The 20,949-nt window shown below is 72.2% G+C and carries 19 protein-coding genes and 1 pseudogene; 12 read left to right on the top strand and 8 right to left on the bottom strand.

The genetic code is table 11. From position 1 onward, the window contains the following. The first annotated feature begins 83 nt into the window (after positions 1–83). The 3 genes from ABT137_RS23645 to ABT137_RS23635 all read left to right on the top strand — a co-directional run bounded on the left by ABT137_RS23645 (position 84) and on the right by ABT137_RS23635 (position 5,121). A complete protein-coding gene (locus ABT137_RS23645) occupies positions 84–3,242 on the top strand; it encodes a bifunctional cytochrome P450/NADPH--P450 reductase (protein WP_351711956.1) in 3,159 nt (1,052 codons plus the stop codon). 236 nt (positions 3,243–3,478) lie between these two features. After that, positions 3,479–4,768 (top strand): ROK family transcriptional regulator, encoded by a 1,290-nt coding sequence (locus ABT137_RS23640; RefSeq protein WP_351711954.1) that lies wholly within the window; start codon positions 3,479–3,481, stop codon positions 4,766–4,768. A gap of 131 nt (positions 4,769–4,899) precedes the next feature. Further along, entirely contained in the window at positions 4,900–5,121 is a 222-nt protein-coding gene (locus ABT137_RS23635) for a hypothetical protein (RefSeq protein WP_351711952.1), read from the top strand. Positions 5,122–5,169: 48 nt separating this feature from the next. Here ABT137_RS23635 and ABT137_RS23630 read toward each other — a convergent pair whose 3' ends face one another. Continuing rightward, complete coding sequence (locus tag ABT137_RS23630) at positions 5,170–6,132, bottom strand: SDR family NAD(P)-dependent oxidoreductase (protein WP_351711950.1); 963 nt, start codon at positions 6,130–6,132, stop codon at positions 5,170–5,172. A 571-nt stretch (positions 6,133–6,703) separates the two neighbouring features. Here ABT137_RS23630 and ABT137_RS23620 point away from each other — a divergent pair. Next, on the top strand, positions 6,704–6,961 hold the full coding sequence (locus ABT137_RS23620; RefSeq protein WP_351711948.1) for a hypothetical protein: 258 nt from the start codon (positions 6,704–6,706) through the stop codon (positions 6,959–6,961). Between the two features lie 16 nt (positions 6,962–6,977). Here ABT137_RS23620 and ABT137_RS23615 read toward each other — a convergent pair whose 3' ends face one another. Further along, positions 6,978–8,222 (bottom strand): ricin-type beta-trefoil lectin domain protein, encoded by a 1,245-nt coding sequence (locus ABT137_RS23615; RefSeq protein WP_351711946.1) that lies wholly within the window; start codon positions 8,220–8,222, stop codon positions 6,978–6,980. 166 nt (positions 8,223–8,388) lie between these two features. Beyond that, positions 8,389–9,183, bottom strand: coding sequence for a VanZ family protein (locus ABT137_RS51065; RefSeq protein WP_502984570.1), 795 nt, complete (start codon positions 9,181–9,183; stop codon positions 8,389–8,391). Positions 9,184–9,442: 259 nt separating this feature from the next. On the opposite strand from ABT137_RS51065, the pseudogene ABT137_RS23605 reads away from it, so the two are divergent. Continuing rightward, positions 9,443–10,036, top strand: a pseudogene (locus tag ABT137_RS23605) (complex I subunit 5 family protein); the annotation flags it as partial. Positions 10,037–10,050: 14 nt separating this feature from the next. On the opposite strand, the gene ABT137_RS23600 reads toward ABT137_RS23605, so the two are convergent. Continuing rightward, positions 10,051–10,755 carry a DUF4230 domain-containing protein gene (locus ABT137_RS23600; protein ID WP_502984569.1) on the bottom strand — a complete coding sequence of 235 codons (705 nt, stop codon included), beginning with the start codon at positions 10,753–10,755 and terminating at the stop codon, positions 10,051–10,053. Positions 10,756–10,899: 144 nt separating this feature from the next. Here ABT137_RS23600 and ABT137_RS23595 point away from each other — a divergent pair, with 144 nt between their 5' ends. After that, a complete protein-coding gene (locus ABT137_RS23595) occupies positions 10,900–11,310 on the top strand; it encodes a choice-of-anchor Q domain-containing protein (protein WP_351712195.1) in 411 nt (136 codons plus the stop codon). Here the strand turns inward: ABT137_RS23595 and ABT137_RS23590 are convergent. After that, a complete protein-coding gene (locus tag ABT137_RS23590; RefSeq protein WP_351711944.1) occupies positions 11,307–12,140 on the bottom strand; it encodes a helix-turn-helix transcriptional regulator in 834 nt (277 codons plus the stop codon). The genes ABT137_RS23595 and ABT137_RS23590 overlap by 4 nt on opposite strands. 77 nt (positions 12,141–12,217) lie before the next feature. Between ABT137_RS23590 and ABT137_RS23585 the strand changes: the two genes are divergently transcribed. The 3 genes from ABT137_RS23585 to tuf all read left to right on the top strand — a co-directional run bounded on the left by ABT137_RS23585 (position 12,218) and on the right by tuf (position 15,208). Continuing rightward, complete coding sequence (locus ABT137_RS23585; RefSeq protein WP_351711942.1) at positions 12,218–12,934, top strand: SDR family oxidoreductase; 717 nt, start codon at positions 12,218–12,220, stop codon at positions 12,932–12,934. 59 nt (positions 12,935–12,993) lie between these two features. Beyond that, positions 12,994–13,950: a ribose-phosphate diphosphokinase gene (locus ABT137_RS23580; protein WP_293991576.1), complete on the top strand. Its 957-nt coding sequence runs from the start codon at positions 12,994–12,996 to the stop codon at positions 13,948–13,950. Positions 13,951–14,014: 64 nt separating this feature from the next. After that, positions 14,015–15,208 carry an elongation factor Tu gene (gene tuf, locus ABT137_RS23575; RefSeq protein WP_351711939.1) on the top strand — a complete coding sequence of 398 codons (1,194 nt, stop codon included), beginning with the start codon at positions 14,015–14,017 and terminating at the stop codon, positions 15,206–15,208. A 26-nt stretch (positions 15,209–15,234) separates the two neighbouring features. Here the strand turns inward: tuf and ABT137_RS23570 are convergent, their stop codons facing one another. Together ABT137_RS23570 and ABT137_RS23565 are read right to left on the bottom strand one after the other, a co-directional pair. Continuing rightward, positions 15,235–15,627 carry an anti-sigma factor antagonist gene (locus ABT137_RS23570; protein ID WP_351711937.1) on the bottom strand — a complete coding sequence of 131 codons (393 nt, stop codon included), beginning with the start codon at positions 15,625–15,627 and terminating at the stop codon, positions 15,235–15,237. 225 nt (positions 15,628–15,852) lie between these two features. After that, on the bottom strand, positions 15,853–16,281 hold the full coding sequence (locus tag ABT137_RS23565) for a MarR family winged helix-turn-helix transcriptional regulator (RefSeq protein ID WP_351711936.1): 429 nt from the start codon (positions 16,279–16,281) through the stop codon (positions 15,853–15,855). Positions 16,282–16,397: 116 nt separating this feature from the next. Here ABT137_RS23565 and ABT137_RS23560 point away from each other — a divergent pair, with 116 nt between their 5' ends. Beyond that, a complete protein-coding gene (locus ABT137_RS23560; protein WP_351711934.1) occupies positions 16,398–17,855 on the top strand; it encodes an aldehyde dehydrogenase family protein in 1,458 nt (485 codons plus the stop codon). 25 nt (positions 17,856–17,880) lie between these two features. Next, a complete protein-coding gene (locus ABT137_RS23555) occupies positions 17,881–18,987 on the top strand; it encodes an NAD(P)-dependent alcohol dehydrogenase (protein ID WP_351711932.1) in 1,107 nt (368 codons plus the stop codon). A 9-nt stretch (positions 18,988–18,996) separates the two neighbouring features. Here ABT137_RS23555 and ABT137_RS23550 read toward each other — a convergent pair whose 3' ends face one another. Beyond that, complete coding sequence (locus ABT137_RS23550) at positions 18,997–19,947, bottom strand: NADP-dependent oxidoreductase (RefSeq protein WP_351711930.1); 951 nt, start codon at positions 19,945–19,947, stop codon at positions 18,997–18,999. A 154-nt stretch (positions 19,948–20,101) separates the two neighbouring features. Here ABT137_RS23550 and ABT137_RS23545 point away from each other — a divergent pair, with 154 nt between their 5' ends. After that, on the top strand, positions 20,102–20,947 hold the full coding sequence (locus ABT137_RS23545; protein ID WP_351711928.1) for a hypothetical protein: 846 nt from the start codon (positions 20,102–20,104) through the stop codon (positions 20,945–20,947). Positions 20,948–20,949 lie beyond the last annotated feature (2 nt).

Genomic DNA, 20,949 nt, shown 5'->3' with positions numbered 1-20,949 from the left:
AGTGCGACGGCACCGTGTCCCACCCGCGCGGGACCACGCTGGATCGCAGGACTTTCCGTACCGCGAAAGGCAGTTGTCGCGCCATGCCCCCCACCGCGCCGCACCCCGACCCCGCACCCGCCCTGCCCGGCGTCCCCCTCGTCGACATCACCGCCACCGGCCCCGGCCGCACCCCGATCCAGCAGGTCATGGACCTGATGCGGGAGCACGGGCCGGTCCTCGTGAGGCGGTTGCACGGGCGGGACACCCTGTTCGTCGCCGACGCCGACCTGGTCGCCGACCTCGCCGACGAGGAACGGTTCGCCAAGCACGTCGGACCCGCCCTGGAGAACGTCCGCGCCTTCGCCGCCGACGGGCTGTTCACCGCGTACAACGACGAGCCCAACTGGGCCAAGGCGCACGACATCCTCATGCCCGCCTTCGCCCTCGGCTCGATGCGCACCTACCACCCGGTGATGGTGAAGGTCGCCCGCCGGCTCATCGAGTCCTGGGACCGGGCCGCCCGCGACGGCCGCCCGGTCGACGTCCCGGACGACATGACCCGGATGACCCTCGACACCATCGGCCTGGCCGGCTTCGGCTATGACTTCGGCTCCTTCGAGCGCGCCGAACCCCACCCCTTCGTCGAGTCCATGGTCCGCTGCCTGGAGTGGAGCATGACCCGCCTGGCCCGCCGGCCCGGCACCGACCACTCCGCGGCCGACGCGGCCTTCCGCGACGACGCCGACTACCTCGCCCAGGTCGTCGACGACGTGATCGCCGCCCGCACCGGCACCGACCAGAGCGCGGCCGAGGACCTTCTCGGCCTGATGCTCTCCGCCCGGCACCCCCAGGACGGCACCACCCTGGACCGCGCCAACATCCGCAACCAGGTCATCACCTTCCTCATCGCGGGCCACGAGACCACCTCCGGCGCGATGTCCTTCGCCCTCTACTACCTGGCCAAGCACCCGACCGCGCTCCAGCTGGTGCAGCGCGAGGCCGACGCCCTGTGGGGCGACACGCCCGACCCGGAGCCGACCTACGACGAGGTCGGCCGCCTGGCCTACACCCGGCAGGTGCTCAACGAGGCGCTGCGGCTGTGGCCGACCGCGGCCGCGTTCGGCCGGCACGCCCTGGACGACACCCTGCTCGGCGGCCGGATCCCCCTCAAGGCCGGGCAGGCCGTCACCGTGCTCGCGCCGATGCTGCACCGCCAGCCGGTCTGGGGCGACAACCCCGAGCTGTTCGACCCCTCCCGGTTCACCCCGGAGGCCGAGGCGGCCCGCCCGGTGCACGCCTTCAAGCCCTTCGGCACCGGCGAACGCGCCTGCATCGGAAGGCAGTTCGCCCTCCACGAGGCGACCATGCTGCTGGCCATGCTGGTGCACCGCTACCGGCCGCACGACCACGCGGACTACGCGCTCACCGTCAAGGAGACCCTCACCCTCAAGCCCGAGGGCTTCACCCTGACCCTCACCCCGCGCACCCCTGCCGACCGCGTCCACCAGCCCCTGCCGGGAGCCCGGCCGACGGCCGCCCACGGCCCGCACGCGACGGCCGCGCTCCCGGCCCGGGTCCGCACCGGCACCGGTGCCCTGCTCCTGCACGGCAGCAACTACGGCACCTGCCGCGGCTTCGCCGCCCAACTCGCCGACGAGGCGGGTGACATCGGCTGCGCCACCGAGGTCGCGGCCCTGGACGCCTACGCCGGCGGCCTGCCCACCGACCGGCCCGTCGTCATCACCGCCGCCTCCTACAACGGCCGCCCCACCGACGACGCCACCGCCTTCGCGGCCTGGCTCGACGGCGCCCCCGACCTCACCGGCGTGACCTACGCCGTCCTCGGCGTCGGCGACCGCAACTGGGCCGCCACCTACCAGCACTTCCCGACCCGGGTCGACGCCCGCCTCGCCGAACTCGGCGCCACCCGTCTCATTGACCGGGCCGCCGCCGACGCCTCCGGCGACCTCGGCGGCACGGTCCGCGAGTTCACCGCCCGGCTGCGCACCGCCCTGCTGGAGCACTACGGCGACCCCGATGCCGTTTCCACGCCGGAGCCCAGCGCCGGGTACGAGGTCCGCACCCTGACCGGCGGCCCCCTCGACGCCCTCGCCGAGCGCCACGGACTCGTGCCGATGACGGTCACCGAGGCGTACGACCTCACCGCTCCGGGCTACAGCCGTACCAAGCGCTTCCTGCGGATCGCCCTGCCCGAGGACGTCACCTACCGCACCGCAGACCACCTCACCGTGCTCCCCGCCAACGCCCCCGCGCTGGTCGGCCGCGCGATCACCGCCCTCGGCGTCGACCCCGACGCCGTGCTCGACATCCGCGCCGGCCGTCCCCGCCGCGACGGCCTCGCCGTCGACCGCCCGCTGACGGTGCGCCAACTCCTCACCCACCACGTCGAGTTGCAGGAGCGGCCCGACGCCCACCAGCTGTCCCTCCTGGCCGACGCCAACCCCTGCCCGCCGGAGCGGGCCGCCCTCGCCGCCCTGGGCTCCCTCGGCGACGACCCGCGCACCCTCGTCGAGATCATCGAGGACCATCCCGCCCTGCGCGGCGCCCTCGACTGGCCCCGCCTCCTGGAACTCCTCACCCCGCTGAAGCCCCGGCACTACTCGATCTCCTCGTCCCCGGCCACCGACCCCCGCCACGCCGACCTGATGATCTCCCTCCTCGAAGCCCCCGCCAGGTCCGGCAACGGCACCTACCGCGGCACCGGCTCCGGCCACCTGACCGCCCTGCGCCCCGGCGACACGCTGTACGCCCGCGTCCAGCCCTGCCGGGAGGCCTTCCGCGTCGACGACAGCACACCGGTCGTCATGATCGCCGCGGGCACCGGCCTGGCCCCCTTCCGCGGCGCCGTCGCCGACCGCACCGCAGCCCTCGCGGCAGGCGCCGAACTCCCGCCCGCCCTCTGCTACTTCGGCTGCGACGCCGCCGACGCCGACTACCTGCACGCCGAGGAACTCCACGCCGCGCAGACCGCCGGCGCCGTCTCCCTGCGCCCGGCCTTCAGCACCGCGGGCACCTTCGTCCAGCACCGCATCGCGGCCGAGGCCGACGAGGTGTGGCGGCTGCTGGAGGCGGGCGCCCGGGTGTACGTCTGCGGCGACGGCAGCAGGATGGCACCGGGGGTGCGGGAGGCGTTCCGCACGATGTTCCGTGACCGCATGCCCGAGGGAAATCCCGACGAATGGCTGAACTCCCTGGTGGCGGAAGGCCGTTTTGTGGAGGATGTATACGCGGCGTCCTGATCGGCGCCCGCCTGGAGCGCCCCGTAAGGGGCGCGGGGCTGTACTAATGTGCGGCTCCGCCGCGTGCAACCACGACGAACCCGCCGCTCGCGTGCGATCTCCACCCCCATGGCGCGCCCCGGCATTAACCCCTCCTTAGCTCACAGCGTGAACTAAGGGTTGGGAAAATATCGCTTCCGGCCCCCCGAAGGAGTATGTTGCAGGTCGGGCAGGGTTCGTGAAGGGAGCGGAGCCACATGGCGGGGCGGAACGGGCGCACGGTACGCGACCTCAGGAGGGCCAACCGCACGGCCGTACTGCAGCGGCTCTACTTCGACGGCCCCCTCAGCCGTTTCGAGCTGGGCCCGGCCACCGGCCTGAGCTCCGGCTCGGTGAGCAACGTGGTCGCCGACCTGGTCGCCGACGGCCTGGTCGAGGAGGCCGGCAGCGTCGACTCCGACGGCGGCCGCCCCCGCACCCTGCTGCGCGTCGCCCCGCACAGCGGTCACATGATCGGCGTGGACGTCGGCGAGACCCGGGTCCGGGTCGAGCTGTTCGACCTCAACCTCACCGAACTGGCCCGCGTCGAGCGTCCCTTGGCGCAGCAGGGCTACGACGTCGAGGTGATCGTCGGCCACATCCGGGACGGCATCGACGAGGTCCTCGCCACCGAGGGCGCCTCGCCCGAACTGCTCCTCGGCGTCGGCGTCGGCGTCCCCGGCATCATCGAGCACACCGAGGACCGGGGCGCCGTCGTGCACGGCCAGACCATCGGCTGGGACGCCGTCCCGCTGGAGGAGCTGCTCCGTTCCGGCTGCCGGCTCCCGGACTCGGTGCAGTACTTCATCGACAACGGCGCCAAGACCCTGGGCCAGGCCGAGATGTGGTTCGGCGCCGGCCGTGGCGCGGACAACGCGGTCGTGGTGCTCTTCGGCTCCGGTGTCGGCGCCTGCCTGGTCACCGCCGACGTGGAGAACGGCCGGGCCGTCGAATGGGGACATCTGACCGTACGGGTGCGGGGCCGCCGCTGCCGTTGCGGGGCGCTCGGCTGCCTGGAGGCGTACGCCGGTGCCGAGTCCCTGCTCGCCCGCTGGCACGAGGAGGGCGGCCGGCCGGACGAGGGCGTCGACGAGGAGACCGCGCTCACCGCGATGCTCGCCGCCGCCTACCCGCCCGAGGGCACCGAGCCCGACCCGGTCGCGCTCGCCGTCCTCGAGGAGACCGCCGAGTACCTGGGCGCCGGCCTCTCCGACCTGATCAACCTCTTCCAGCCGGAGCGGATCCTGATCGGTGGCTGGGCCGGCCTGGAGCTGGGCGCCCGCTTCCTGCCCGCCGTACGCCGGTACGCGACCACGTACGCGCTGCGCCACCCCGCCGAGCAGGTCACCATCGACCTCGGCCGGCTCGGCCCGGACGCGGTCACCGTCGGCGCCGCGATCCTGCCCCTCGCCGACTTCTTCAGCCGCGGCGGACGCCGCGCGGAACCGGCGACCGAGGACCGGCTCCCCGCCTGGCGCGCGGCCCTGGAGGAACGCAGCCCGCGCTGACTCACGCGCATGTGCTGCCCCGCCGGTCTCCGCGCCGACCCGCGTTTCGCCCCGCTCCGCCGAGGTACTCGCCTGACGCTCGGTACGCGGCCTCGGAACGCGGCCTCGGAACGACGCGAGGGGAGTACGCCGTGGGCAGGAAGCAGGACGGCAAGCCGGTACCCCGGGACCTGCCGGACCAGCAGGCCGGGTCCGGACGGGACCCCTGGGAGGCGGCGGAGAGCGGACGGCCCGAGGAGCGCGGCGCCGCCGGCCTCCCCGACCCCGACGAGGCGGGCGCGGGCCCCGGCGACATGCCCCGCTCGGGGTCCGCGCACCCCGAGAACCCGGTGCCGGACGAGCCGTCGGCCTGAGCGCCGGAGGAACCGGGATCGAGGGCGACCCGGGAGATACCGGGCGCCTCAGGCGAACGCGTTCACGCCCGTCAGCTCCGCCGACAGGTCCCACAGCCGGGCGGCCTGTTCCTGGTCGACCGCCCAGGCCTTCACACCGGTCGGTTCGCCCTCCACGGCGGGCTCGGCGATGTCGCAGTCCTCCAGGTACACCCCGCCCATGTCCGCCAGCTGCGCGGAGGTGGCCGCCCAGGTCTGGGTGGCCGCACCCTGCTCGGGTGTCTTCATACCGGCGACCTCCAGCAGGTTGCCCTGCTCGTCCGTCCAGCCGCGCTCGATCTTCTCCGCAAGGGGGATGTGCCGCTGGAGCGGGGTCATGATGCCGCCGGGGTGCAGGGCGAAGGCCCGCACGCCGGAGTCCCGGCCGAGCCGGTCCAGGTGTACGGCGAAGAGTACGTTCGCGGTCTTGGCCTGCCCGTACGCCTCCCACTTGTCGTAGCCGTGCCGCCACTGGACGTCGTCCCAGCGGATCCCGGAGAAGTGGTGGGCGCGCGAGGAGACCGACACGACCCGGGCGCCGCCGGGCTCGACGGCCGGCCAGAGCCGGTTGACGAGGGCGAAGTGCCCGAGGTGGTTGGTGGCGAACTGGGCCTCCCAGCCGGGCCCGACCCGGGTCTCCGGGCAGGCCATGATCCCCGCGCTGTCGATCATGAAGTCGACGGTCCGTCCGGAGGCCAGGAACCGCTCCGCGAAGCCGCGCACGCTGTCCAGGTCACCGAGGTCCAGCTCGTCCACCTCGACCCTGTCGAGGCCCGTCAGCGCCTCGCGGGCGGTCTCGGCGCGGCGAGCGGGGACGACGACGTGGGCGCCGGCCTTGGTGAGGGCCCTGGTGGTCTCCAGCCCGATCCCGGAGTAGCCGCCGGTGACGATCGCGAGCCGGCCGCCGAGGTCGAGGCCCGCCAGGACCTCGTCGGCCGTGCTGTCCGCGCCGAATCCGGAACCGATCTTGTGCTGAGGTGTCGTAGTGCTCATGACTCGAACGCTACGAATTCGAGTGCTCTCGAAGTCAAGCAGGCGCCGCCGGCCCTCGTCATGTCCGTCCCGAACGGTCCCGCACAGGGAAAAGCCCCGGTCGCGACGGGGGATGCGCGGCCGGGGCGGTCAGGTGGTGGGCACGGATGGCGGTCGCCTCTCGGCGAAAGGCTCCACAGGGCTTCAGCCGAACGATCGTCCCTGTGGGCTAGAGGTGAGGCCCGGGGACACTGTCCCATCCGCACCCACGGCTCGTTCAACGGACAACCACCTCCGGGTGTTCCACCCCGGTACGTGATGCGCGTCACCGCGCGGTGGGCCGGCGCCGCGCGCTCCTCGGCCCGGGCGCAGCCGGGTGCCGGATTGCCTGTTTCTTCCTCAAGCCTGCGCAAATATCCGGGCAAATCTCCGGCCACCGCCTCGCGGACCACGTGGGCCCGCGCCGGGCCCACCTGACCGTTCCGGCAGGAAGGCGGTGCGTTCCGGCGCGTCGACGGGGTCCATGGTCGCCTACGCCGTCAGGGTGACTCGGGCCGGTCACTTCCGCCCGGGGAGATCTACCCTCGATTGCATGACCGAGATAGCGAGCCCGTTCATCTCCCAGCCGCGGATCCTGGTGCTCGGGGTCATGACCGGCAAGCCCGGCACCCCGCCCTTCCGCATCGTGGAGATCGACGGTGAGGTGGTCTGCCAGGCGCGCACCGTCACGGATGTGCTGGAGGTCGCCGCGTCCTACGGCATCAAGGTCCACGACCTGGATGATCCGGACGTGGTCTGCTGGGTGGGCGGGGACAAGTTCACCTGGATGCCCCGCCCGTCACGCCGCTAGCGGGCGCGCACTGCTCTCAGCCGACCGTCCACTTCTGGTTGGCGCCGCCGGAGCAGGTCCAGATCTGCAGCCGGGTGCCGTTGGCCGAGTTGTTGCCGGTGACGTCCAGGCACTTGTTCGCCTGCGGGTTCACGATGTCGTTCGCCGAGGAGACCGCCCACTTCTGGGCGGCGGTGCCGTTGCAGTCGTAGAGCTGGACCGTCGTGCCGTCCGCCGTGCCGCCGCTGGTGACGTCCAGGCACTTGCCCAGCGCGCGGATGGTGCCGTCGCTGCCGACGGTCCACTGCTGGGCCGCGGTGCCGTTGCAGTCGTAGAGGTCGACGGGGGTGCCGTTGGCGGTGTTCGCCCCGGCCACGTCCACGCACTTGCCGGCCAGGCCCTTGATCGCGACCCCGGTGGCACTGTCACTGGTCGTCACCGACACCGAGTCCACGACCAGCTGTGCCGGGAAGGCGGTGGAGCTGTCCGGGTCGCCCGGCCAGTAGCCGCCCACGGCCAGGTTCAGGATCAGGAAGAACGGCTTGTTGAACGCCCAGGTGTTGCCGCCCACGTCGGCGGGCGTGCGGGTCTCGTAGACGACACCGTCGACCGACCACTTGATCGAGTTGGGCGCCCAGTCGACGGCGAACGTGTGGAAGGCGTCCGCGAACGCCTGCCCGTTCGACAGCGAGTAGGCCGCGCCTATGCCGTTGGAGCCGGAGTAGCCGGGGCCGTGGATGGTGCCGTGCACGGTCGAGGGCTCGTAGCCGACGTTCTCCATGACGTCGATCTCACCGGAGTTCGGCCAGCCGACCGACCCGATGTCGGTGCCGAGCATCCAGAAGGCCGGCCACATGCCCTGGCCGCGCGGGATCTTCATCCGGGCCTCGACGTGCCCGTACTGGGCGCTGAACTTCCCGGAGGTGTTCATCCGGGCCGAGGTGTACTGGCAGGTGCCGTACCAGCACTGGTAGTTGGCGGGGTTCTCCTTCTTGGCGGTGATGACCAGGTGTCCCTGGCCGTCGAGTGCCGCGTTGTTCGTGCCCGAGGTGTAGTACTCGCGCTCGTGGTTGTTGACGTTGTCGCCGGTCTCCAGCGTCCACTTCGAGGAGTCGACCGGCGAACCGGCGGCCCCGTCGAAGTTGTCGGAGAAGGTCACGGCGGCCGCGCTCGCGTCGGCGGCCTCGGCCCGGTGCGCGGGACCGACGGCGACGGACCCGACCAGGGCGGCGGCGGACAGGGCGGCGAACAGACATCTGCGGAGGAGTCGTGGGGAGGCCATGGCTCTCCCTTCCGTACGGCGGCCGGTCGCGGGGAGGCAGCCGGCCGGGGTGGGGGGTAAGGGTGACGCCTCTTGATTTAAGGAGTGAGATAAGTGGCGCGTCAATACTTTGGTACGGACCAGTCCAGGACGATCTGGTGGCTGGTTCGGAACGTCCGGCCGGCCGTCAGGCCTTGCGCTTGCGGGCGTGCACCGCGCGACCGAGCCGGCGGCCGAGCAGCAGCCAACCGACCAGCGCCCCCGTGGTGTTGAGGATGACGTCGTCCACGTCGAAGGCCCGGCCGGTGACCAGCGCGCCCTGCGCCATCTCCACCAGCAGCATCACGATCGCGGTGAGCAGCAGTACCCGCAGGACGCCCCGGGCGCCGGGCGCGAGGACCGGCACGAGGATCCCGAACGGGACGCCGAGCAGGACGTTCCCGCCGATCTGCTTCACGGCGTCACGGAACGCGGGCTGGTCCAGATAGATCCTGAGCGTGGCGCCGGGGTGCAGGTTGGTGTGCGCGATCGACACCGACGCGGGGGACGGATCGAGCGTCAGCCTGGCCAGCACCACCGCGAACGCCACCATCGCGGCGAACGCGCACGTCATGGCAAGCAGCCGCAGGGGGACGGGGAGCGGACGCCGCTCGGCGGCATTGGCCTTGGCGGAGGAGGCTTTGGCGGACGCTTTGCCGGGCGACTTTCCCGGGGCGGGCTTCCTGCCGAAGCCGCGTGTCTTGGCGGCGGCACCCTTCGGCCCGGTGGTGCCCTGCTTCCCACCAGCACCCTTCTTGCCGGTGCCCGTGGGCTTGGCGGTGCCGCCCTTCTCCGTGGTGGCCCCCGCCGCGGTGCGGCGGACCCCGACCAGGCGTGCGGCCCTGCTGAACAGCCCGGCGCTCCTGCCGGGGCCCTTGCCCTTCTCCGTCTCCTCCTTCGGGTCGCCCTTGGCGGTGCGCAGACGCGAGGCGGCACTGGCCATCCGGTCCTCCACTCGTGAACTTGGCAGCGTGGTAACGCTGTTACCCGCGAAGCGCCCCAAGATGCCGTCGCCCCCGCAGCGCACCGCCGGTTTCCGTCCGCGCTCCCTGGGCACTCCGGCTGTGTTCCCGCGTGCCGCCGCTCCGGGCGGCGGGCGGTGACCCGGCGGTGAACGGCCGGATCCTCGCGGCGACCGTGCTGCCGGCCGGGGACGGGTGCGCGGCCCTGTGGGACGTGGCCACCGGCCCGCTGAGCCGGCGCTCGCGGGGCTGCCGCCGTTCGGCACCGGCCTCGGCAAGGCCGTCGCCGAGGAGGCGGTGGGCGGCCAGCTGACCGTGCTCTCCGCCGTCGTGTCGGCGGTGACGGCAGGGGCGGTGCTGCGTGTCGCGGCCCGGGTCTTCCTCGGCCTCGGGGCCAGGCCGCCGCGGGGTGACGCCTACGAGACCACCGGGTGCGGGGAGGAGCCCGAGACCGAGGGCAGGCTCGGCCGGATCCCGGACACGATGACCACCGTCCCCGCGGTGCTGCCGGCCGGGGCGCTCGCCGTCGGCCTCGCCCCGGGCTTCGCCGGGGTGGTGGCCCACGCCGTCGCCCGGGCCGGTTCCGGTGGTACCCCGGCCGCCACCGTGCACTGGACGGCGGCGCCCGGGGTCCTGCTGGGCTGTCTCTCCACCCTGCCGGCCCTCGGCCTGGCCGCCCTCGCGGTCACCCGGCCCGGCCTGCTCGCGGCGAAGGGCCGGGCGCTGCCGGTGCGCCGCCTGCAGTCCGGGCACGTCGGGGACTACGTGGCCTGGCTGCTGGTCGGCGCCGCCGGGGGTGCTGGGCGGCTGATCACCCGGCGCCGACCGGGCTGATCACCCGGCGCCGATCAGACCGTCCCGTAGGACACGTGCACCTCCGTGAAGCCGAGGGAGTGCAGCAGGCCCTCCAGCATGCCGGTGGTGTTGGTCTCGGCGCGGGTGGTCAGCCCACTGTCCTTGGCCGCGTCCGAGATGTGCTTCACCGCGAGCTTCTGCACCGCCTGTTCGCTGTTCGGGTTGTCCGAGAACAGGTCGCCTATCCGGTCCAGCAGACCGCGCTGCTTGGAGACGGCGTACGAGTGGTCGGCGTCCAGGGTGGCCTTGCCCAGCTGCGCGTGCGGCAGCCGGATGGTGGCCTCGGTCCGGTCGTCGTTGACCGTCACGTCCTTCTGGGCGATCTTGCCGAGGTCGACATAGGAATCGACGGTGCCCGCGCCGACGTACAGGGTGCGGGTGCCGCGGATCGCGCTGGGCAGGTACTTGGCGTCCTTCTCCAGGTCCACGACGACCTGGAAGTTGCCGGAGGCCGCGTCGTAACGGCTCATGTCCTGGATGGACTTGAGCAGCGCCGGGCCGGTGTTGTCGCGGGTCTCCGTGCCGAACAGGTCCTTGATCCCGGGCAGCACCGCCAGTTTGATCCCGGCGAACAGCACCACGAGCACCAGCACCAGCGCGGTGACCAGTTTCGCCCAGCCGGGCATGCGCCGGGGCCGGGCCGTGACGGGAGCCTCCTGAGCGGAGCTCGCCTTGCTCTCCTTGGTGGAACTCGCCATGTGACGGTCCTCCTTTCCAACGACACGAATGCCCGCCAACAGCCTTGTCAGACCGCGTTGTCGGCCGATTGAGACAGCTGAGGCAGGACTGATACACGCGGTGCCGAAACGTGGCCGACGGCCACCCGTCACCGTCCCGCCCCGCTGAGCGGAACAGGGCGCGACAGGGCACCGCCGATCACCGGCTTCAAGACCGTCGCGCAGAACACCGCCATCGACGGAGGCGGCACCTCGCGCATCTTCGTCGTCAACGGCAGTCCGACTCTGACGCTGAGCGACATCACGCTGAACGGCGCCCCAGCCGGCGCGGCCGGGACCGTCAACGCCGGGAGCGGTGCGGCGATCCATGGCTCCGGCGGCACGTACAACCTCACGAACGCACGGCTCGGCACCCTGACGAACGACGGCCCGAACACCACCTGGTACGCACTGCCCGTGGCAGGCAGCCCGCTCATCAACGCGGCCGTGCCCAAGTGCTCGACGACGGAGCAGTGCCACGCCTCCCGTCCCGACGGGTGCGACATCGGCGCGGAGGAGTTCGGCGGCAGTCTCTAGCCGGCACCGGTCCCAAGCGCCCGGCTCCCGGCCAGCTCCGCGATCCGGCGGGCCGACGCCGAACCCGGGTCCGCGGTGACGAGGACGACCTCCTGGTCGTCCTCGGGCACCAGCAGGACGTCGCAGTTCAGCCGCAGCCGCCCCAGCTCCGGATGGTCGAGCACCTTGGTGCGGTGTCCCGGGGCGTGCACCGGATGGGTCGCCCAGATCCGCCGGAAGTCCGCGCTTCCCGCACGCAACTCGCCCAGCAGCGCGGCGAGTTGCGTGTCCTCCGGATAGCGCTCGGCGGCCCGCCGCAGCCGGGCCACCACGATGTGCCCGGCCTCCTCGGCACGGGAGCTCTCGTACATCCGCCCCTCGCCGAGGAAACGCCGCCGCGCCAGGTTGGTCGTGCCGTGTCCGAGATCGCCGCCGAGCAGCAGCTGGGCGAGGGGGTTCCAGGCCACCAGGCCGTAGGCCGCGTCGGTGACGATCGCGGCGGTGTCGGGAAGCCGCTCCAGCAGGCGGGCCACGTGCGGCCGTACCCGCCGTACCGCCGCGGTGCCGGGCGGCGGCGCGGCCGAGCCGGCCAGCCGGAAGAGATGGCTGCGCTCGGCGGGGGCCAGCCGCAGCGCCCCGGCCAGGGCGTCCAGGACGCGCGGGGAGGGGCGGGGGCCGCGGGCCTGCTCCAGACGGATGTAGTAGTCGACGCTCATATGAGCAAGCTCGGCGACCTCCTCGCGGCGCAGCCCGGGGGTGCGGCGGTCGGTGCCCGGCGGCAGCCCCAGCGTCTGCGGGTGCAGCCCCGCCCGGCGCTCGCGCAGGAAGCGGGCCAGTTCCTGCCTCGCCATGCCGTCTTCGCCCCCCCGGTCCGCCTGGTACAGACGGTCCCTGGCAGGGCGGACGCGGCCGGGGGACCGTGGCTGACATGAACGATCGCACAGCACTCGTCACCGGTGCCAACAAAGGCATCGGTTTCCACATCGCCCGGCTGCTGGCCGAGGAGGGTTTCCAGGTCCACGTCGGGTCCCGGAGCGCCGAGCGCGGCGAGCAGGCCGTGGCGGAGATCGGGACGAACGCGCGGCTCCTGGTGCTCGACGTCACGGACCCCGGCAGCGTCGAGCGGGCCGCCGTCGGCGTCGACCGACTCGACGTCCTGGTCAACAACGCGGGTGTCCAGCCGGTGACCGGCACCCCCGCGGAGACGGGCGTCGACGGCTTCCGGCAGACGTACGAGACCAACGTCTTCGGCGTCGTGGCCGTCACCAACGCCTTCCTGCCCGCCCTGCGCCGCTCCGTCCACCCGCGCGTCGTGAACGTCACCAGCGGCACCGCGTCCCTCACCTGGAGTACCCGGCCCAATCCGCAGTTCGCCCCCGGCAGCCCCCGCGCCGCCGCCTACCGCTCCTCCAAGACCGCGCTGAACGCGCTGACGGTCCTGTACGCCCAGGAGCTGGCCGAGGCCGGGATCAAGGTGAACGCCCTGGCCCCGGGGCGGCGGGCCACCGACCTGGTGCCCGGTGCGGCCGTCGGGGGCGGTGATCCGGCCGAGGGCGCGCGGGGTGCCGTACGGCTGGCGCTGCTGCCCGACGACGGCCCTACCGGCGGGTTCTTCTCCTGGGACGGCACACCCGTGCCGTGGTGAGAGCGGCACGGTCCGTAGCATGAGCCCGTAGCCCGTATTGATCATGCGAGGAGCGGATCGTGCGAGACATCGCCGTCTTCAGCGGCAGCGCCCACCCCGAGCTGGCCGAGGAGGTCTGCGCGCACCTCGGGGTGCCGCTCAGCCCGACGCGGGTCAGCCGGTTCGCCAACGACTGTCTGGAGGTGCAGCTCCAGGCCAACTGCCGGGAGCGGGACGTCTTCCTGATCCAGCCGCTGGTCCGGCCGGTGCAGGAGCACCTGGTGGAACTGCTGCTGATGTGCGACGCGGCCCGCGGCGCCTCCGCGGGCCGGATCACCGTCGTGATGCCGCACTACTCCTACGCCCGCTCCGACAAGAAGGACGCCCCGCGCATCTCGCTCGGCGGCCGCCTGGTCGCCGACCTGCTGGTGGCCGCCGGCGCGAGCCGGGTCCTCGCGATGACCCTGCACGCCCCGCAGGTGCACGGTTTCTTCTCGGTGCCGGTCGACCACCTGCACGCGCTGCGCGAGCTGGCGGCGCACTTCCGACGGTACGACCTGTCGCGCACCACCGTCGTCTCGCCCGACCTCGGCAACGCCAAGGAGGCCGCCGCCTTCGCCCGGCTGATCGGTGCCCAGGTGGCGGCCGGCGCCAAGCAGCGGTACCCGGACGACCGGGTCACCATCAGTTCGGTGATCGGCGAGGTGGCCGACCGGGACGTCATCGTCCTCGACGACGAGATCGCCAAGGGCAGCACGGTCGTCGAACTCCTCGAAAGGATCAGGGAGTTGGGTCCGCCGCGGTCGATCCGGATCGCCTGTACCCACGGGCTGTTCGCGGCCGGGGCGCTCAAGCGGCTGAGCGAGCAGCCCGACGTGCTGGAGATCGTCTGCACCAACACCGTGCCGGTGCCCGTCGAGGAGCACACCGACAAACTGCGGATCCTGTCCATCGCCCCGGCGCTGGCGGAGGCCGTACGCCGTATTCACAACGGTGAGTCCGTGAGCGCCCTGTTCGACGAGCCGCGCAACCTCTAGACAGGAAGGAGGAGTCGCAGCGCTGGACCGCGCTCGGCGGCACCGACGCGATCAGGAGGCCCCAGTGGCGAAGGCCAGGTTCGAGCGGACGAAACCGCATGTGAACATCGGCACCATCGGGCACATCGACCACGGCAAGACGACACTCACCGCGGCCATCACCAAGGTGCTGCACGACAAGTTCCCCCAGCTCAACCCCTTCACGCCGTTCGACCAGATCGACAAGGCGCCCGAGGAACGGCAGCGCGGCATCACCATCTCCATCGCGCACGTCGAGTACCAGACCGAACGCCGGCACTACGCGCACGTCGACTGCCCCGGCCACGCCGACTACATCAAGAACATGATCACCGGGGCCGCTCAGATGGACGGGGCGATCCTGGTGGTCGCCGCCACCGACGGGCCGATGCCGCAGACCAAGGAACACGTGCTGCTGGCCCGCCAGGTGGGGGTGCCGTACATCGTCGTCGCGCTCAACAAGACCGACATGGTCGACGACGAGGAGATCCTGGAACTGGTGGAGCTGGAGGTGCGCGAACTGCTCACCGAGTACGAGTTCCACGGCGACGACGTCCCAGTGGTCAAGGTCTCCGCGCTCAGGGCCCTGGAGGGCGACCCCCAGTGGACCGCGGCCCTGCTCGAACTCCTCGACGCCGTCGACGAGTTCGTGCCCGAGCCGGTGCGGGACGTGGACCGGCCGTTCCTGATGCCGATCGAGGACGTCTTCACCATCACCGGCCGCGGGACCGTCGTCACCGGCCGGATCGAGCGCGGGGTGCTGCGGGTCAACAGCGAGGTCGAGATCATCGGCATCCACCCGCAGAAGACGCGGACCACGGTCACCGGCGTCGAGATGTTCAGGAAACTGCTCGACGAGGGCCGGGCCGGGGAGAACGTCGGGCTGCTGCTGCGCGGGGTCAAGCGGGACGACGTGGAGCGCGGCCAGGTCGTCATCAGGCCCGGATCGGTCACCCCGCACGTGGAGTTCGAGGCGCGCGCGTACATCCTCTCCAAGGACGAGGGCGGCCGGCACACCCCGTTCTTCGAGAACTACCGCCCCCAGTTCTACTTCCGCACCACCGACGTGACCGGAGTCGTCACCCTGCCCCCGGGCACCGAGATGGTGATGCCGGGCGACAACACCACCGTGCACGTCCAGCTGATCCAGCCGATCGCGATGGAGGAGGGCCTGAAGTTCGCGATCCGCGAGGGCGGGCGGACCGTCGGCGCCGGTCAGGTGATCAGGATCCTCAAGTGACCACCGTGGCGGCGGTGGCAACGGTGTCATAAGGTGCCGGACGTGGCCTCGGGCTGGCCCAGGGCCGCGTCCAGCGTCGCCCTCGGCGGCAGCAGCCGCGCCAGCCCGGTCACCTTCAGCACCCGCAGGGTCAGCGGGTGCGTGCAGACCAGCTGGAGCTGTCCGCCGCGCTCCAGCACCCGGCTGCGCGCCCGGTACAGCAGCCGCAGTCCCGAGCAGTCGAAGAACTCGACGGGCAGCAGGTCGATCACCACCCGGGCGTTCTCCTGGGCGGTCACCCGGTCCAGGTGGGGCGCGATCTCCGTCGCCGCCGCGATGTCGATCTCGCCCCGCAGCTCCAGCACCGTGTGGCCGCGGTCCTCGTGGATGCGCAGGTGCCGGGAGAGCGGCGCGGGATCCTGCCGGGGTTCCTGGCGCACGACGACATCACCTCCCACCCCTGCCGGTTCAATTCCGTTCCCCGCCTTGCAAGTTACCCTCGATGGAGGGAATTTGAGCATGTTCGATTGACATATGTCTGCTGCTTCGGCTCGCCATTTTCTGTGGCGTGCGCGACAGTCGGCGAACGGGCACGTGGGAGCGGTGCCACTCGGTGGGGAGAAGGAGCCGGGCGGGCGAGTCGGGAGAGGGGGCCGGGGGGCGGGCTAGGAGAGCGCGTGCCACGCCTTGCTCAGCGCCTGGCGGAACTGCTCCTCCTGGTGCGCGGTGAGCTCGCGGACCATCCGCTCCTCCAGCTCCCGCACCGGCCCGGCGACCCCGGCCAGCAGCTCGCGCGCGGCGTCGGTCAGCAGGATCAACAGCTCGCGCCGGTTGCGTGGATTGCGCTCCCGCCGGATCAGCCCACGCGTCTCCAGCGACCGTACGAGGTCGGCCATCGACTGGGCGGTGACGAACGAGTCCCGGGCCAGCTGGGCCGCCGACAGGCCGTCATGGCGCTCCAGGACGGTCAGGGCCGTGTACTGCAGCGCGGTGATCCCGGCGGGCTTCACCAGCTCGTCGAGGTGTGAGCGCACCACCAGCTCCACCTGCTTGACCATGTACAGCAGCGAGGGGCGTGTTCTTGTACCGACCATGCGATCACCCTAGACCATTGACAGGAATCCTGTCTGTAATCAGACTGCGGTCCAGGGATGAGACCAACAGGAATCCTGTTTGTTGAAGGCTAAGCGATCGACGCTGGGAGTGGGCAATGACGACCACCTTCGAGACCGGACCGGGGCAGCTGTTCATCGGCGGACAGTGGCGGGAGGCCGCCGACGGGGCCCGGACGGAGGTGACCGACCCGGCCACCGGCCAGGTGATCACCACCGTCGCGGAGGCCGGAGCCGCCGACGTCGACGCCGCCGTGCGCACCGCCCGCGAGACCTTCGACGCGGGGGAGTGGCCGGGGCTCAGCGGCCGGGAGCGGGGCCGCGTGCTGCACCGCGTCGCCCAGCTGATCCGCGAGAACGCCGAGGAGATAGCCGCCCTGGAGAGCCTGGACGTCGGCAAGCCGATCACACTCGCCGGAGCCGTCGACGTCACCAACGCGGCCAACGACTACGAGCACTTCGCGGCCCTCGCCCACTCGCTGGACGGCGCCGTCCGCGACGTACCGATGAACGCTCTCGCCTACACCCGGCGCGAGGCGATCGGCGTCGTCGCCGCCATCACCCCCTTCAACTTCCCGCTCATCCTGGCCGGTTCGAAGATCGGCCCGGCCCTCGCCGCGGGCAACACGGTCGTCCACAAGCCCGCCGACGAGACCCCGCTCAGCGCCCTCTACATGGCCCGCCTGTTCAAGGAGGCGGGCGTCCCTGACGGGGTGGTGAACGTCGTCACCGGCGCCGGACCGGTCGCGGGCGAGGCACTGCTGCGCCACCCGGGCGTCGACAAGGTCGCCTTCACCGGCTCCACCGCCGTCGGGCGGCACGTCGCGAGCACGGCCGGGGAGGCGCTCAAGCAGGTCACCATGGAACTCGGCGGCAACGCGGCCCACCTCGTCTTCGAGGACGCCGACCTGGAGAAGGCCGTCGGCGCGGTCATCAAGGCCTTCGTCTTCAACACCGGCCAGTTCTGCATGGGCGGCCCCCGCCTCCTGGTCGCCCGCCCGGTCTACGCCACCCTGCTCGGCATCCTCGCCGAGGCCGTCCCCGGCGTCCCGGTCGGCGACCCGCGCGACCCGGCCACCGTGGTCGGCCCGATGGCGGGGGAGAAGCACCTGCGCAAGGTCGAGGAGTACGTCGACCTCGCCCGCAAGGAGGGCGGCCGTATCGTCTGCGGCGGCGAACGCCTGGAACTGAACGGCGGCTTCTACTACCGGCCGACCGTCGTCGCCGACCTGCCGAACGACTCCCGGGTGATCCAGGACGAGATCTTCGGCCCGGTCCTCACCGTGCAGCCCTTCGACTCCGAGGACGAGGCCGTCGCCCTCGCCAACTCCACGCCGTACGGCCTCGCCTCGGGCATCCAGACCGGCAACCTGGCCCGCGCCCACCGGGTCGCCGCCCGCCTCCAGGCCGGGATCGTCTGGGTCAACGACTGGGCGATGCTCGACCCCGCCGTCCCCTTCGGCGGCGTCAAGGACTCCGGTTTCGGCCGCGAGTACGGCCCCGAGGCGCTCGCCGCCTACACCAAGGTCAAGTCCGTCGTCGTCTCGCTCGACTGAGCCCCGCAGAGCAGGAGTTCCCACGATGTCCCTCACCACCCGTGCCGCCGTGGTCGAGTCCGGCGGCGCCCCCTTCACCCTCGGCGACGTCCAACTCGACGCGCCGGGGCCGTACGAGGCGCTCGTCCGCATGGTCGCCACCGGCCTGTGTCACACCGACCTCAGCGTGGCGAGCGGCGGACTTCCCTTTCCGCTGCCCGGAGTTCTGGGCCACGAGGGCGCCGGCGTCGTCGAGGCCGTCGGCTCCGCCGTCACCGGCGTGGCCCCCGGCGACCACGTCGTGCTGTCCTTCACCTCGTGCGGCGGCTGCCGCAACTGCCACGGCGGTCACCCCGCCTACTGCACCACCTGGCTGCCGCTCAACCTGATCGGCGGCCGACGCGCCGACGGCACCGCCACCGTCAGCCGGGACGGCGAGCCGCTCGGCGGGCACTTCTTCGGCCAGTCCTCCTTCGCCGAACGGGCGTTGGTGGACGAGCGCAGCCTGGTCAAGGTGGACCCGGACGTGCCGCTGGAGTCGATCGCCCCGCTCGGCTGCGGGGTGCAGACCGGGGTCGGCGCCGTGTGGAACGTCCTGGCACCGGCCTCCGGCAGCACGGTCGTCGTCCTCGGCGCCGGAGCGGTCGGCCTGTCGGCCGTCATGGCCGCCGCGCTCACCCCCGCCACCACGATCGTCGCCGTCGACCGGGTGGCCGAACGCCTGGAGCTGGCACGGGAGGTGGGCGCCACCCACACCGTCGACGCGACCCGGGAGGACGTGCCCGAGGCCCTCCGGCGCCTCTCGGAAGGAGCCGGTGCCGACGGCATCGTGGAGACCACCGGAAACGTCGGCGTCCTCCGCCAGGGCGTCGACGCGCTGGCCGCCCGCGGCACCCTGGTCGTCGTCGGCGCCCCGCCCTTCGGCACCGAAGTCCCCCTGGACGTCAACGGGTTGCTGGCCGGCAAGCGGATCGTCGGCCTGACCCTCGGCGACAGCGAGACCCAGGCCTTCATCCCGGCCCTGGTCCGGCTGGTCCGCGAGGGACGGCTGCCGCTGCACCGGCTGATCAGCACCTACCCGTTCGCCGAGATCGACCGGGCCGTGCAGGACATGAGCACGGGCAAGGCGATCAAGCCCGTGCTCACCTACTGACCGCGCGGGTCAGTCCACGACCAGGACCAGCTTCCCGGTGGTCCGGCCGGTGCCGCCCAGCTCGTGCGCCTTGGCGGCATCGGCCAGCGGGAAGGTCCCCGCGACCGTCACCCGCAGCTTCCCCGCCTCCACCAGCTCCGCGATCGCGCGCATCCCCGCCCGGTCGGCGTCCACCAGCATCCGCACCGCCCGCACACCCAGCCGCTCGGCCTCCTCGTACAGCGCCGGCGAGCCCACCGGCAGGATGGACACCATGATCCCGCCCGGCCGCAGCACCCGCAGCGAACCGACCGAGGTGTCCCCGCCGATCGTGTCGAGCACGACGTCGACGTCCCGAACCGCCTCCGTGACGTCCACGGACCGGTAGTCCACCGACTCGTCCACGCCGATCTCGCGCAGGAAGTCGTGCTTGCCGGCGCTTGCCGTGCCGATCACGTACGCGCCGCGCGCCTTGGCGATCTGCACCGCCACATGCCCGACCCCGCCGGCCGCCGCGTGGACCAGCACCCGCTGCCCCGGCTGGACGTCGGCGTACTCCACCAGCGCCTGCCAGGCGGTCAGCGACACCAGCGGCAGCGCACCCGCCTGGACGTGGTCGATCCCTGACGGCTTCGGCACCAGGGCACGGGCCGGGACGGTCACGTACTCGGCGTGCGTGCCGTGCCCGAACGGGTAGGACACCATTCCGAAGACCTCGTCACCGGCCTTGAAGGCGGCGACGCCGATCCCGGTCTCCTCGACGGTGCCGGAGACGTCCCAGCCGAGGACGAAGGGCGGCTTGCCCAGGAAGCCGCCGTGTTCCCGGTGCTTCCAGTCGGTCGGGTTGAGGCCGGCGGCCCGCACCCGGACCAGTACCTCGTTGGGGCGCGGCGTCGGCCGCGCCGTCTCGATCACCTTCAGCACCTCGGGGCCGCCGAGGACGTCCTGGCTGATCGCGCGCATCGTGTTCACATCGTTCATGGTCATCCAGCCTGCCGGGACACGCCCGGCGAGAAAATGGCACGATGGCCAACCTTCGATGGAATCGTGCCAGCCCTCGCTCCCGACGAGCATGAACGTTCCGGCTCGCTCCGCCGTCCAAGGACGGCAACGGTGACGAGCGGCAGGGGTGGGCATGCGCAGAGGTCTGGCGGCGACGGTACTGGTGGCGGCCGCGGCGGTGGGCTGTGACGGCGCCGGCGGGCCGGACGTCGTGGTCGAGGGGACGCCGCCGGCGACGCCGTACCGCGGGCCGCTGGACATCCTCACGAAGGAGGTCGACGCGAACACGGCGCAGGCACTGCGCACCGCCTCGGGCGCGGCCGGCCGCGCGCTGGAGTGCGACGGGGAGATCTACTGGGGCAGCGGGCCCGACGGCTGGAGCGACAGTGACGGCGGCGACTCGCCCGAGGACGGTCTGCGGCTCTTCTTCGACATGTTCGACCCGGAGGTGCCGCGCGACGGCTACCGTGTGGAGCGCCGGGAAGCGGGCCGGGTGCTCTACTCCTACGACGTCGGCGGGCGCACGAAGGTGGCCGTCGTGGTCGCCAAGGACCAGCGGGACAGGCCCGGTTGGGGGCCGGAGACCAACGCCTCCTGCGATCCCTCCGAACTCCCGGCGAGCGTGACGTCGGGCCCGGGATGGCACGAGATCTGGACCGACGCCCGCGGCCGCCGGGTGCCGGTCTCGAAGATCACCAGCTCCGCCGGCGCCGAGCACTGCGGCTGGCAGTCCGCGCACTTCCTGACGGTCGGCGGCAAGACCTACGTCCGCGATCCCTACGGCGTGTTCGCCCACGACTCCGTACTCGCCGGACGCTACGACGGTGACACCACGATGCCCGCCGAGGCGCACGACACCGGATACCGCTTCCGTGCCTGGCGGCTGTGGCTGACGAAGGACGGCGACACGGCGTACGTCCGCACCTCGCACGGCGTGGAGGCCTGGCCGAAGGAGCGGCGCGGTTTCGCCTGCGCCTGACC

This window comes from Streptomyces sp. NPDC001980, assembly GCF_040296885.1.
GTDB lineage: Bacteria > Actinomycetota > Actinomycetes > Streptomycetales > Streptomycetaceae > Streptomyces.
Note: the sequence above shows the minus strand (reverse complement) of the source record. Positions and strands in the feature narration are given on the sequence as shown.

What these genes read in the sequence shown, in the direction of transcription:
- ABT137_RS23640 (WP_351711954.1), top strand. Translation starts at nt 3,479, where the DNA reads ATGGCGGGGCGGAACGGGCGCACGGTACGCGACCTCAGGAGGGCCAAC.
- ABT137_RS51065 (WP_502984570.1), bottom strand. Translation starts at nt 9,183, where the DNA reads ATGGCCAGTGCCGCCTCGCGTCTGCGCACCGCCAAGGGCGACCCGAAG.
- ABT137_RS23555 (WP_351711932.1), top strand. Translation starts at nt 17,881, where the DNA reads ATGTCCCTCACCACCCGTGCCGCCGTGGTCGAGTCCGGCGGCGCCCCC.
- ABT137_RS23590 (WP_351711944.1), bottom strand. Translation starts at nt 12,140, where the DNA reads ATGGCGAGGCAGGAACTGGCCCGCTTCCTGCGCGAGCGCCGGGCGGGG.
- ABT137_RS23645 (WP_351711956.1), top strand. Translation starts at nt 84, where the DNA reads ATGCCCCCCACCGCGCCGCACCCCGACCCCGCACCCGCCCTGCCCGGC.
- ABT137_RS23565 (WP_351711936.1), bottom strand. Translation starts at nt 16,281, where the DNA reads ATGGTCGGTACAAGAACACGCCCCTCGCTGCTGTACATGGTCAAGCAG.
- ABT137_RS23615 (WP_351711946.1), bottom strand. Translation starts at nt 8,222, where the DNA reads ATGGCCTCCCCACGACTCCTCCGCAGATGTCTGTTCGCCGCCCTGTCC.
- ABT137_RS23630 (WP_351711950.1), bottom strand. Translation starts at nt 6,132, where the DNA reads ATGAGCACTACGACACCTCAGCACAAGATCGGTTCCGGATTCGGCGCG.
- ABT137_RS23550 (WP_351711930.1), bottom strand. Translation starts at nt 19,947, where the DNA reads ATGAACGATGTGAACACGATGCGCGCGATCAGCCAGGACGTCCTCGGC.
- ABT137_RS23545 (WP_351711928.1), top strand. Translation starts at nt 20,102, where the DNA reads ATGCGCAGAGGTCTGGCGGCGACGGTACTGGTGGCGGCCGCGGCGGTG.
- ABT137_RS23560 (WP_351711934.1), top strand. Translation starts at nt 16,398, where the DNA reads ATGACGACCACCTTCGAGACCGGACCGGGGCAGCTGTTCATCGGCGGA.
- ABT137_RS23600 (WP_502984569.1), bottom strand. Translation starts at nt 10,755, where the DNA reads ATGGCGAGTTCCACCAAGGAGAGCAAGGCGAGCTCCGCTCAGGAGGCT.
- ABT137_RS23620 (WP_351711948.1), top strand. Translation starts at nt 6,704, where the DNA reads ATGACCGAGATAGCGAGCCCGTTCATCTCCCAGCCGCGGATCCTGGTG.
- ABT137_RS23585 (WP_351711942.1), top strand. Translation starts at nt 12,218, where the DNA reads ATGAACGATCGCACAGCACTCGTCACCGGTGCCAACAAAGGCATCGGT.